Raw genomic sequence first — 10,769 nt, 5'->3', positions numbered from 1 at the left:
TTTCGAACGGCTCGGCTGCAACCACTGCCACCCCGCCCCCTACTACACCGACTTGCAGATGTACGACATGGGCACCACGAAGGGGCAGGACGAAGGCTTGCCGGTCGATACCCCGCACCTGATCGAGGCGTGGCGCACCGCCCCCTACATGCACGACGGCCGCGCCGCCACCATGCGGGATCTCTTCGCGACCTTTAAGCACGGCAACAAGAACGGCGGCATCGACGCCCTTTCCGAAAAGGAACTCGACGCCCTCTGCGAATACGTGCTGTCGCTGTAACTGCGTTTGCGGCACTTTTTATCCCGGCGGTCCTCATCGGAAACGGCCCGGCGGACCGTCCTACGATTCGCTCAGGCGCTTGGCCTCTTTCTCGACGAAGAAGAGCTCGTGCGCCTGTTTGAGGATGCCGGGGATGCGGTCGGCGAAGGGGCTGGCGGAGAGGCACGACCAATCCTGGGCATCGACCTCCGTGGCCTGCCGGCCCGGGAACCAGTGCGAAGCGTTGCCGAGCAGGTTGTAGCGCATCTTGGCGAACTCGCGCAGGCCGAGCCCCTGGTCGAACGTCCATAACCGCAGGATTTCGCGCACGTTGATTTCGCCGGGCGCTTTCGGATAGTGCGGCAGGCCCTTGGGCCAAAAGGCCATCCATTCGGCCCCGAGCGCGTTCTCCAGCGCCCGCCGGATACGCTGTTCGATTTCGCCGACGACCGGATCGCCCAAATGGTTGCAGACGGCCTCGACGTGCTCGTCCCAGTCGGACGGCCGGGCGACGCCGATGCTCAAGGTGTGGGCTTCGGGGCGCGCGAGCGTCCAGAGGTCGTTCCACTGCATCGGCGTGAGCGGCTCGCACAGGGCCGCCAATTTTTCGGGGGGTTGGTAGAGCATGCCACCCTTGTCGTTGGGGCTGATGACGAAGACGCCCATGTCCTGCCGGGCGGCGGCCTCGACCATTGGCCAGTGGAGCTGGTCGTAGATGAAATACCAGTGGAGGTTCACATAGTCGAACTCGCCGGTTTCGCAGGCGGGCACCACCACCTCGGGCTCGGCGTGGGTCGAAAACCCGCAGAAGCGCACGCGCCCCTCCTTTTGCAGTTGGCGGATGGCGTCGAGGCAGCCGCCCTTTTTCCGGCAGGTGTCGATGTGCTCCGGCAGGTTGATGCCGTGGATCGAAAGGAAATCGACGTGGTCGAGCTTGAGATTGTTCATGGAGGCTTCGAAGACCTCCAGGAATTCCGCGGCGGATTCCTTGACGCCGATCTTGGTTTGCACCAGCAAGCGATCGCGGTCGATGGTCGGCAGCACCATGCCCAGCTGCATCTCGGAGGGCCCATAGCCGCGCGCCGTCTCGATGTGGTTGATGCCCAGCTCCAGCGCGCGGTGGATGCAGGCCTCGAGGTTTTGCTGCCCCTTCGGGTCGATCTTCGAAGGGTCGAGATCTTCCCACCCCTGCTGGTAGCGCATGCCGCCGCAGGTCAGCACGGGCATCGGCACTTCCGTTCGTCCAAATCGTCTAGTCGGTACGTTCATACTCAGCTCTCGTATTTTTTTTAACCACGAAGACACGAAGTACTCAAAGTACCGTGGCGTCCTGCCCTGCTTTGAATTCCTAGTGGCTTCGGGGTCATCACTTCTTGTCGAGTTCGTTGCGGATGAGTTCCGCGGTTTTGCGGCCGATGCCCGGGGCTTCGGCGAGTTGTTCAAGGGTGGCACGCCCCAGCCGGGCAATCGAGCCAAAGTGCTTTAAAAGCATCGCCTTCTTGGCGGCGCCGATGCCGGGGATCTCATCGAGCCGCGATTCCATGATGCGCTGGCGGCGCAGCTCGCGGTGGTAGGTGATGGCGAAGCGATGGGCCTCGTCGCGCAGGCGGGTGACGACGGTGAGCTCGGCCGAGTGGCGCGGCAACACGAGGTTGCCGGCGTTGTTTTCCCAATCCCACACGATCTCCTCGTAGCGCTTGGCCAGCCCGACGATCGGCAGGTCGCCGAGGCCCAATGCGACCAGCTCGGCCTTGGCGGCGCGCAGCTGGGTGATGCCGCCGTCGACCATCACCAGCCCCGGCAGCGGCTTGTTTTCGTGCAGCAGGCGCGCGTAGCGGCGGCGGACCACCTCCGCCATCGAACGCGGATCGTCGGCGCCTTCGACCGTCTTGATGCGGAAGCGGCGGTAGCGGTTGGGATACGGAACGCCATCGACCGCGCACACCATGCCGGCCACGGAGTTGGTGCCGGAAATATTGGAGATGTCGAAGCATTCGATCACGCGCGGTTCCTCCGGCAGCCGCAGGTGCTGCTGCAACTGTTTCAGCCCCCGGCGCGCCTCGTCCTGCTTCATTTTCGAGGTCTTGCGCACCTTGGCCTTTTCCTTCACGGCGTTGTGCAAATGCATGAGCATATCGCGCAGGGCGGCGGCTTCTTCGAAGCGCAAATCGGCGGCCATGCGCTCCATTTCGGCGCGCAGCTCCTTGAGCATTTCCATCCGCTCGCCGCGCAGGAAGGCGCAGACCTCGTCGATCCGTTCGCGGTATTCCTCCGGCGACACCTTGCCGATGCACGGCGCGGAGCAGTTGGCGATGATGTCGTTACTGCAATGCTTGTAGGTCTCGGCGTCCGGCTCGCGCGGCCGGCAGCGGCGCAGGCCGAAGCGCCGCTCGAGGAACTCGACGGCCACCTTCGCCGCCATACCCGAGGTGTAGGGGCCGAAGTAGACCGCGCCGTCGTTCTTCTTGATCCGGCACTTGGCGATCGTCGGGAACGGATGCTGCACGTCGACGCGGATCATCTGGAAGCGTTTGTCGTCTTTCCACAGCGTGTTGTAGTGCGGGCGGAACTCCTTGATCAGCTTGCCCTCGGTCAGGATCGCCTCCGCCTCGGATTTCAGGACCACGATATCGAAATCGGCGATCGAGCTGATGAGGCTGCGGATTTTCGGTTGCGCGGTGCGGTGCGTATGCTTGCGGAAATAGCTCTGCACCCGCTTGCGCAGGGATGCCGCCTTGCCGATATAGATGATCTTCCCGTCGCGATCGCGCATCAGGTAGCAGCCCGGCTTGTCCGGCAACTGCTTCAGCTTTTCCTGAATGGCTTTCGAAAATTCCATAAACCCCGTTCTCCGACTAAGAGCGCAAGCAGGCAAGCTACCGAAAACGAACGCGAATGGCAGGTAAAATATGACGGGTGAAAATAGTCCCGGCAACCGGGGCGAAATCGCGGGCCGATTCATTTTTTGCCGGAACCCGGCGACCGAAACCTTGATTCCAAACGGAATTGCAGGAATCCTGCGCGCATGTTCCGGAGATTGAAAAGCAAATGGTTTCGAATCGGCGTGCCGGGTTGCGCGCTGCTGGCGCTAGTGGCCATCGTTGCCGCGCGGCAATGGATGGTGCAGGATACGCACGGCCGGGTGTTTGCCGCCGCCGGCGAAATGCCCGCGCGGCACGTCGGCCTCGTGCTCGGCTGCTCGCCCCACCTGCAAAATGGCCGCAGCAACCTCTATTTCCGCTACCGCATGCAGGCCGCCCACGAACTCTTTGCCGCCGGCAAGGTGGGCTACCTCATCGTCAGCGGCGACAACCACATCCGCAGCTACGACGAAGCCGGCGCCATGAAAGACGCCCTCGTCGAGCTCGGCGTTCCCGCCGACCGCATCGTCTGCGACTACGCCGGCTTCAGCACGCTCGACTCCGTCGTCCGTGCGCGCGACGTCTTCGGCCAGCGCGAAATCACGATCGTATCGCAGCGCTTCCACGCCCAGCGCGCCGTCTTCATTGCCCGCCGCAAAGGGATCGACGCCATCGGCTACGGCGCCCGCGACCTGACGCCCCGCTGCGGGCTGCGCACCCTCCTGCGCGAGCAGCTTGCGCGCGTCAAAACGATCCTCGACCTCTACCTGCTCAACCGCCGCCCCCGCTTCCTCGGCGACCCGATCCAGATCGGGCAATGTGGCGGATTTGGAATGAATAAAGCTTGAGGCTATTGAGATTCCGTATAAGCATGTTCGCGAGGTAAAGAACCCATGAATGTGTTGCTGGAAATCGTGAAGGAAATTTGGTTGGTGACGGTGGAGATGGCGCCGTACCTGTTGTTCGGTTTTTTGATGGCGGGGGTGCTGTCGGTGCTGATTTCGAAGGAGTATGTGCGGCGGCATCTTGGCGGGCACGGCTGGGGCGGCGCGATCAAGGCGGCGCTGGTGGGCGTTCCGATGCCGATCTGTTCGTGCGGCGTGATTCCGCTGGCGGCTTCGCTGCGCAAGCATGGAGCCAGCCGCGGGGCAACGGCTTCGTTTCTGGCCTCGACCCCGCAGACAGGCATCGACAGCCTGATGATTACGTATGCCCTGCTGGGCTGGGTGTTTGCCGTGTTCCGCGCGGTGGTGGCGTTTGTTTCCGGAATCATTTGCGGGGCGGCGGTGGCCGCCGTTTCCCCGAAGGAAGAGCTCGACGACCAGGCATGCACGGACGAGTGCTGCCAGCCGAACCAACAGCCCGCAATCGTGCGGATGCTGCGCTACGGATTTTTGGTTCTTCCGCGGAACATCTCGAAGGCGCTGGTGCTCGGCATCGTTATTTCCGGCATCCTGAGCGGACTGATCCCCGACAATTTTTTTGCGGACAAGCTGGGCGATTCGCCCGTGGCGATGCTGATGATGCTGGTGATCGGGATTCCGATCTACGTCTGCTCCTCGGCGTCGGTACCGATTGCGCTGGCCTTCATCAAGGCGGGGCTCTCGCCGGGGGCGGCGCTGGTGTTCCTGATCACGGGTCCCGCCACCAACGCGGCGACGCTTACGACGCTCTGGCAGATCATCGGCAAGAAGCAGCTGACCGTGTTTCTGCTGGTTCTGGCGCTGTGCGCGCTCGGGGCCGGACTGCTGATGAACCAGTTCAGCCCGACGCTGGGCGTCGCGGAGCAGGTCTGCCACTCGGCGAAAGATGCCCTCGGCACGATGGATTATGTGTGGACGCTGCTATTGGTGCTGGTGATCGGCGCGGCAATGCTGCCGAAAAAAGGGTAGATTCGGGAAGGATGCTCGTCTTGAACAAAGAATCTTCTTTTGCATCCGGCGGCAACTGCTAGACTTTTCCGCAGGGTATGGAAAGTACAGGAGAACCCATGGCTGACAGCGAATACACTATCATGGTCATCGACGACCATCCGATCATTCACGATGGTCTGAAGACCTTGCTGGCATCGGAAAAGGACATGTGCATCAAAACCACCGCGACCTCGGCGTCGGAAGCGCTGGACAAACTCGGCTCGTCGTTGCCCGATGTGGCCATCGTCGACCTTTCATTGGGCGACGCCGACGGGACCTACCTGATCCAACGAATGAAAAACCAATATCCGAAACTGCGGATCCTGGTCTACACGATGTCGGAGGAAAAGCTTTTCGCGGAACGGCTGGCCCGCGCGGGGGCCGACGGATACGTGATGAAGACCTCGCCGCCGACCACGCTGAAGGAGGCCATCCGGACGGTACTGGCGGGCGATCTTTTCTTTTCCGAGGAGACGCTCCAGCGCATCGAGCGGAAAATGAATGGCCGAAGCGTGGAGCCGAAGTCCGCGGTCGACACCCTTTCGAACCGGGAGATGGATATTTTCAAGTTGATCGGCCAAGGCTTCGACACGCAATCGATTGCCGAAAAGCTGAACATTAGCCGCAACACCGTCGATACGCACCGCATCAACATCAAGAACAAGCTGGAGATGCCCAACGGCAAGGCGCTGGACCGCTTCGCCTACGAAGTGATCCAGCTGGGAAAGGTGCCGTAAGCGCGCGGCTTTCGGCGCCGCCGCGAGGCGGCTAGACGAAAAAAAGAAAAAACAAGCAGGGCGGTAAGCCGGATTCTGTTCCCCCGAAGGGGTCGGTCATTTATCTAGTGCGCTCAACCCGCGACTATTAGCGATGCGGGCCGCATCATCGTCGCCTATTTGATCTTGCTCCGGACGGGGTTTACCCTGCCGCCTTGGTTGCCCGCGGCGCGGTGGGCTCTTACCCCACCATTTCACCCTTACCCCGACGAATCGGGGCGGTATAATTTCTGTGGCACTTTCCATCCGCTGCGGTCTTGCACAGCGGTTCCCGCGTTAACCACGGAACGTCCTGCCCTGCGGAGTCCGGACTTTCCTCCCTCCGCCGAAGCGAAGAGCGACCGATACACCCTGCCTGTTTAAAATAATGAGCGATGCGCCCAGCGCAACCCAAGTGCGTTGCGGATTACGCTTTGTGCAGCGGATTGTAGACAATACGGCCGCAGAAGTTGCAAGCCACGACCTTGGTCGGGTTGCGCGCATCGTGAATGACCTGCGGCGGAAGCTTCATGTGGCATCCCCCGCAATGTCCGCCGGGCTCGATCAACACCACCGCGAAATCCTTCTTGTTGTTGAGAATCCGCGTATACTTCTTGAGGATCTCCTTGTCGCATCCGGCGGCGACGCGGGAGCGGTCGGCCTTCATGGTCTCGGCCTTTTTCTTCAAGTGGGCGGCCCGATCGTCGAGTTCGGCCAATTCGTCGGCGATTCCGGCCTTCTCGACATTGAGCTTGGCCTCGCATTCGGCCACGATCGACTTGCCCTGCTCCAAGGCTTCCATGAGATGGATTTCCTTTTCCTCGAGGGCCTTGATCTCATCCTCGACCACGCCGATTTCCTTAACGAAGGCGCGGTATTGGTCGTTGGTCTGGGCTTCCATCTGCTGGTTTTTGTATTTAACGACCTGTTGCTTGAGGGATTCGACCTCCAGTTCCAGCTCCTTCAGCGTGGCCTCGGTGTGCTTTTTGCTATCGAGCGCCATGGCGAGTTTTTTCTTCGAACCGCTCAGTTGCGCCTCGATATCGCTTCTCCGCTGCGGAATGTCGCGGATTTCCCGCAAGATTTTGATGAGTCTACGATCCTTCTTCTGCAGGGCATAAATCGGTTCCAACGGGTGCGACACGGCAACCTCCTTCAATTTCTAAAAAACAAGCTAGGAAACGTACTCCTTCGGCACTCCGACGTCAACGTGTTGAATCAAGATATTTCATCCGACTCACTCGCAGCACGGTCGCCCCCGGGATTGCGCCTACTTGCTGCCGGGATGCACCAACGGCACCCCCGCCTTGCAAAGCGGACAGTCGGCGGGATCGTAGGTGACCGGCTCGATGTCGAGCAGGCTGACCAACGGTGCCTCGAACGAGGCCTTTCCGCCGCTACGATTGACCAAAATACCGATCGCGGCCACCACGCCGCCGTTCTCCTTGACGATATCGATGGTCTCCTGCACGCGGCCGCCGCGGGTCACGACGTCTTCCGCCACCACGAAGCGCTCGCCGGGCGTGATTTTGAAGCGGCGCAGCTTGAGCACGTTGCTCTCCTTCTCCACGAAGATGAAGCGGACCCCCAACGCGCGCGCCACATCGTGGCCGATGGTGATCCCGCCCATTGCCGGGGCAATGACCGTATCGACTTCCAAATCCTTGAGCTCCTGCTTCATCTTTTCCACCAGCGCCTCGCACAACCGGCCCGCAATGCGCGGATACTGCAAAACCAGCGCGCACTGGAAGAATTGGTTGCTGTGCAACCCCGAGCGCAACTCGAAATGGCCGCTCAGCAATGCGTTGGTTTCCTCGAACAATTTCAATACGTCATCTTGCTTCATGAACTCTCCCTCGTTAGAAATGGGTTTATTAGGGCAATGGGCGGAGCATCCCACAAACCGTCCAATGCCGTCCAATGGAAATTCACCCGACGCGCGCCGCGTTTTGGGGCGGCGAAAAACCGAAGCAATAGGATTTGACAAGCGGCGAGATGTTGGTAGTTTAGCCTGCTTTTCAGAACAAAAAGGAATTTTAGCAATGAAACGTACATACAATCCTTCGAAAATCAAGCGGGCCCGCAAATGCGGATTCCGCAATCGCATGGCCACTGCCGATGGCCGCGCGATCCTGAAGCGTCGCCGCCAAAAAGGCCGCAAACGCCTCACCGCAGTTTAACCCGGATATCTGAAATGCCGAAGCCCCACCAGAGGGAGTCGGACAGCTCCATCGACGCAAGCCCGCCGCAAAGCGGGCTTGATCGTTGTTTATCCAGACAGCAGCGCCTGACCCGTTCCTCCCTTTTCTCGGAAACCTTTTCCCAGAACCGGAAGTGGGTTGGGCGCTTTATGGTGTTATGGCTGCGCACGGGCGAAGGCGCGGCGCTGCGCCTCGGCGTGGTGACGAGCAAAAAGGTCCACCTGCGGGCCAACCGGCGCAATTTTGCGCGCCGGCGTCTGCGCGAGGCCTACCGCAATCTCCGCCCCTACTTCAGCGGGGAGTTCGACGTCATTTTCGTTGGGCGACGGAGCATCCTTACCGCCGAATGGAAGGACGTCCTGCGCGAAATGCTGAAGCTGGCGCAAAGGGCCGGAATCATCTCCGCGGAAAACCTGGAACGAGCCCAACAGGACCTCTCGTTGCGGACCCCATGAAGGAGCTCCCGGCCAAAACGCTGATCCTGCTGATCAAGGGCTATCAAAAAATCGTCAGCCCGTGGCTTGGGGCGCGCTGCCGGTTCCATCCCACGTGCTCGCAATATTGCATTGAAGCGTTGCGGCAACATGGTATGGTTCGCGGTCTTTGGCTTGGGGTGAAAAGGGTTTTCAAATGCCATCCGTTCCACCCGGGCGGGTTTGATCCCGTTCCCGAAAAGAAACGCCCCCGATCTTCATAGACATGCACCACGGAGACCCACCGCATCGAGATGCAAAAACCGCCCCCGGCGCACCGGCAACACGCGAAGCGAATGGACCAAGAGAAGTTCGCCCGAAGGCAAACAACAATCGAGAGAGAGAAATTTATGACTAAAAAAGATCTGGTACCCGTAATCATCCTGGCCCTGCTCATTCCGCTGTGGATGCTCTTCGACCGCACCTTCCTGGCGCCCAAATTCCCGGCCAAGCCCCGGATTACCGCACCGCAGTCGACGAATGCAACGGCCTTCGCCGAATCCGCGGCCACCGATCCCCAATCCCCCGCAGCCGCCGAGTCCGCGACGGCCCCGGCCGCAATCGAGGTCGAGGCCCCGGCCGAAGAAGAAGTCGTGGCGACGCTCGACAACGGGAAAGTCAAACTGGAACTCACCTCGTTGGGCGGCGGCATCAAATCCGCGACGCTGCTCAACTATCCGGCGCTGAACGAAAAGGACAGCCCCCCGGTCGTGATCGAATTCCCCCGCGCCGCCCTCGCCTACGAAGGCCTTGCCGGCATCGGCGCCAACGAGGCGCTCGCGCTCCAACCGGCCGAAGACGGGCAATCCGTTACCCTGTCCAAGGAACTGGCCTCCGGCATCGTCTTCCAGCGGACCCTCTCCTTCACCAACGACTATGTCCTCCAGGTCAGCGACCGCTTCACCAACCCCGGCAGCGGGCCGACCGCCCTCGCCGAACGCCGTATCGTGACCGGCCGCATGGAAAACCCGGCGGAGATGAAAGCCATGAAGGGCGTCAGCATCCTCGGGGTCGACTCCTTCACCCCCGCAGGCGGGATCGAATACTGGGGCCGTAAACTCCAAAAGCTTTACGGAAAGAACGGCCCTCTCGCCATCGACATCGTGCCCCCCGAAATGAACGGCATCGAGGTCGACTGGGTTTCCGCCAAAAACAAATTCTTCGTCCAGATCCTGCGCCCGGAGGGAACCGCGGCAACCATGGCCATCCTCTCCGCGCGCGATGCCGAGGAAAAGAAGACCGTACCGAAAGACATCGCCGCCGCGCTCGCATTCCAGGAACAGGTGATCGGCGCCGGCGAAACCGCCGAGCTGAACTACACCTATTTCATCGGCCCCAAACAATATTCGATCCTGAAGGCTTCCGGCCACAACGCGGAAAAGGTGATGGAATTCGAAACCACCGGCGCCTTCTCCTTCATGAACTGGCTAATGGAACCCGCGCGCCGCTTCCTGCTCTGGACGCTGAACAAGTTCTTTGCGGTCATCCCGAACTATGGCGTCGCAATCATTCTGCTGACATTGCTGATCCGCATCCTGTTCTGGCCGCTCACCCACAAGAGCACCGAGAGCATGAAGCGCATGCAGGAGCTGCAGCCGGAAATCAAAGCCCTGCAGGAGAAATACAAGAAGGAACCGCAGAAGGCCCAGCAGGAGGTCATGAAGCTCTACAAGGAGAAGAAGGTCAACCCCATGGGCGGCTGTCTTCCGATGTTCGTTCAGATTCCGGTCTTCATTGCGCTGTTCACCGTCTTGCGCAACGCCATCGAGCTCCGCTATTCGGGCTTCCTTTGGATTGCCGACCTCAGCCAGCCCGAAAACCTATTCGCCGGCAGCGTGCCGTTTGTCGGCTCACTGAACATCCTTCCGTTGCTGATGTCGGTCTCGATGATCTGGCAGCAAAAGCTCAGCACGCCGGGCACCGCCGCCACGCCGGAACAGCAGCAACAGCAGAAGATGATGATGTTCATGATGCCGATCATGATGCTGTTCTTCTTCTACAGCATGCCCTCCGGCCTCGTGCTCTACTGGACCACCAGCAACCTGCTCATGATTGCCCAGACCGGATTCCGCAACCTCAAAAAGAAAAAGGTCGAAGCGTAGCGACGATCCGGATGGCAGGGCGGACACTGATTACGAGGAATACGAGTAATCTCTGCCCGCCGATCCCCGCACCGCCGCCCCATTCCGCCGGTACGTTGTAGGGTGGGCATGGTTGAGCTTGCGAAACCTGCCCGCCGAACCCCGCACCGCCCCATTCCGCCGGACGGCTGAAAGGCATCGTGCCTCAGCCGTTTCAGCCCTACAA

General features: G+C 60.6%; 11 protein-coding genes, 1 other RNA gene and 1 pseudogene. 8 read left to right on the top strand and 5 right to left on the bottom strand.

The window, feature by feature from the left end:
* Positions 1-280 (top strand): annotated as a pseudogene (locus ABYO54_RS08085) (cell surface protein); the annotation flags it as partial.
* Between the two features lie 60 nt (positions 281-340).
* Here ABYO54_RS08085 and ABYO54_RS08080 read toward each other — a convergent pair.
* Positions 341-1,486, bottom strand: coding sequence for an aldo/keto reductase (locus ABYO54_RS08080; RefSeq protein WP_372807741.1), 1,146 nt, complete (start codon positions 1,484-1,486; stop codon positions 341-343).
* A 139-nt stretch (positions 1,487-1,625) separates the two neighbouring features.
* Entirely contained in the window at positions 1,626-3,098 is a 1,473-nt protein-coding gene (locus ABYO54_RS08075; protein ID WP_372807740.1) for a helix-hairpin-helix domain-containing protein, read from the bottom strand.
* A gap of 186 nt (positions 3,099-3,284) precedes the next feature.
* On the opposite strand from ABYO54_RS08075, the gene ABYO54_RS08070 reads away from it, so the two are divergent.
* From ABYO54_RS08070 to ABYO54_RS08060, 3 genes are all read left to right on the top strand, one after another.
* Complete coding sequence (locus ABYO54_RS08070; RefSeq protein ID WP_372807739.1) at positions 3,285-3,968, top strand: vancomycin high temperature exclusion protein; 684 nt, start codon at positions 3,285-3,287, stop codon at positions 3,966-3,968.
* A gap of 45 nt (positions 3,969-4,013) precedes the next feature.
* Positions 4,014-5,012 carry a permease gene (locus ABYO54_RS08065; RefSeq protein ID WP_372807738.1) on the top strand — a complete coding sequence of 333 codons (999 nt, stop codon included), beginning with the start codon at positions 4,014-4,016 and terminating at the stop codon, positions 5,010-5,012.
* Positions 5,013-5,110: 98 nt separating this feature from the next.
* Positions 5,111-5,770 (top strand): response regulator, encoded by a 660-nt coding sequence (locus ABYO54_RS08060; protein ID WP_372807737.1) that lies wholly within the window; start codon positions 5,111-5,113, stop codon positions 5,768-5,770.
* A gap of 48 nt (positions 5,771-5,818) precedes the next feature.
* Here ABYO54_RS08060 and rnpB read toward each other — a convergent pair.
* The 3 genes from rnpB to pyrE form a co-directional block, all read right to left on the bottom strand.
* Positions 5,819-6,167: RNase P RNA component class A (gene rnpB / locus ABYO54_RS08055), an RNA gene on the bottom strand.
* A gap of 48 nt (positions 6,168-6,215) precedes the next feature.
* Positions 6,216-6,932: a zinc ribbon domain-containing protein gene (locus ABYO54_RS08050; RefSeq protein ID WP_372807736.1), complete on the bottom strand. Its 717-nt coding sequence runs from the start codon at positions 6,930-6,932 to the stop codon at positions 6,216-6,218.
* 126 nt (positions 6,933-7,058) lie between these two features.
* Entirely contained in the window at positions 7,059-7,634 is a 576-nt protein-coding gene (gene pyrE / locus ABYO54_RS08045; RefSeq protein WP_372807735.1) for an orotate phosphoribosyltransferase, read from the bottom strand.
* Between the two features lie 196 nt (positions 7,635-7,830).
* Between pyrE and rpmH the strand changes: the two genes are divergently transcribed.
* The 4 genes from rpmH to yidC all read left to right on the top strand — a co-directional run bounded on the left by rpmH (position 7,831) and on the right by yidC (position 10,564).
* The gene (gene rpmH / locus ABYO54_RS08040; protein ID WP_372807742.1) at positions 7,831-7,968 is read left to right on the top strand and encodes a 50S ribosomal protein L34; all 138 of its coding nucleotides are present in this window, start codon (positions 7,831-7,833) and stop codon (positions 7,966-7,968) included.
* A gap of 14 nt (positions 7,969-7,982) precedes the next feature.
* Positions 7,983-8,444, top strand: a complete 462-nt coding sequence (gene rnpA, locus ABYO54_RS08035) for a ribonuclease P protein component (protein WP_372807734.1) — start codon at positions 7,983-7,985, stop codon at positions 8,442-8,444.
* A complete protein-coding gene (yidD, locus tag ABYO54_RS08030) occupies positions 8,441-8,686 on the top strand; it encodes a membrane protein insertion efficiency factor YidD (RefSeq protein ID WP_372807733.1) in 246 nt (81 codons plus the stop codon). Before rnpA ends, yidD begins: the two co-directional genes overlap by 4 nt.
* A gap of 126 nt (positions 8,687-8,812) precedes the next feature.
* Positions 8,813-10,564: a membrane protein insertase YidC gene (yidC, locus tag ABYO54_RS08025; protein WP_372807732.1), complete on the top strand. Its 1,752-nt coding sequence runs from the start codon at positions 8,813-8,815 to the stop codon at positions 10,562-10,564.
* The last annotated feature ends 205 nt before the right edge of the window (positions 10,565-10,769 follow it).

Origin of the sequence: Pontiella sp., assembly GCF_041622395.1 — a bacterium.
In the GTDB taxonomy this organism is placed as follows: domain Bacteria; phylum Verrucomicrobiota; class Kiritimatiellia; order Kiritimatiellales; family Pontiellaceae; genus Pontiella.
The sequence above is the reverse complement of the archived record's forward strand: the minus strand, read 5'-3'. Positions and strand labels throughout refer to the sequence as shown.

What these genes read in the sequence shown, in the direction of transcription:
- ABYO54_RS08080 (WP_372807741.1), bottom strand. Translation starts at nt 1,486, where the DNA reads ATGCCCGTGCTGACCTGCGGCGGCATGCGCTACCAGCAGGGGTGGGAA.
- ABYO54_RS08075 (WP_372807740.1), bottom strand. Translation starts at nt 3,098, where the DNA reads ATGGAATTTTCGAAAGCCATTCAGGAAAAGCTGAAGCAGTTGCCGGAC.
- ABYO54_RS08070 (WP_372807739.1), top strand. Translation starts at nt 3,285, where the DNA reads ATGTTCCGGAGATTGAAAAGCAAATGGTTTCGAATCGGCGTGCCGGGT.
- ABYO54_RS08065 (WP_372807738.1), top strand. Translation starts at nt 4,014, where the DNA reads ATGAATGTGTTGCTGGAAATCGTGAAGGAAATTTGGTTGGTGACGGTG.
- ABYO54_RS08060 (WP_372807737.1), top strand. Translation starts at nt 5,111, where the DNA reads ATGGCTGACAGCGAATACACTATCATGGTCATCGACGACCATCCGATC.
- pyrE (WP_372807735.1), bottom strand. Translation starts at nt 7,634, where the DNA reads ATGAAGCAAGATGACGTATTGAAATTGTTCGAGGAAACCAACGCATTG.
- rpmH (WP_372807742.1), top strand. Translation starts at nt 7,831, where the DNA reads ATGAAACGTACATACAATCCTTCGAAAATCAAGCGGGCCCGCAAATGC.
- rnpA (WP_372807734.1), top strand. Translation starts at nt 7,983, where the DNA reads ATGCCGAAGCCCCACCAGAGGGAGTCGGACAGCTCCATCGACGCAAGC.
- yidD (WP_372807733.1), top strand. Translation starts at nt 8,441, where the DNA reads ATGAAGGAGCTCCCGGCCAAAACGCTGATCCTGCTGATCAAGGGCTAT.
- yidC (WP_372807732.1), top strand. Translation starts at nt 8,813, where the DNA reads ATGACTAAAAAAGATCTGGTACCCGTAATCATCCTGGCCCTGCTCATT.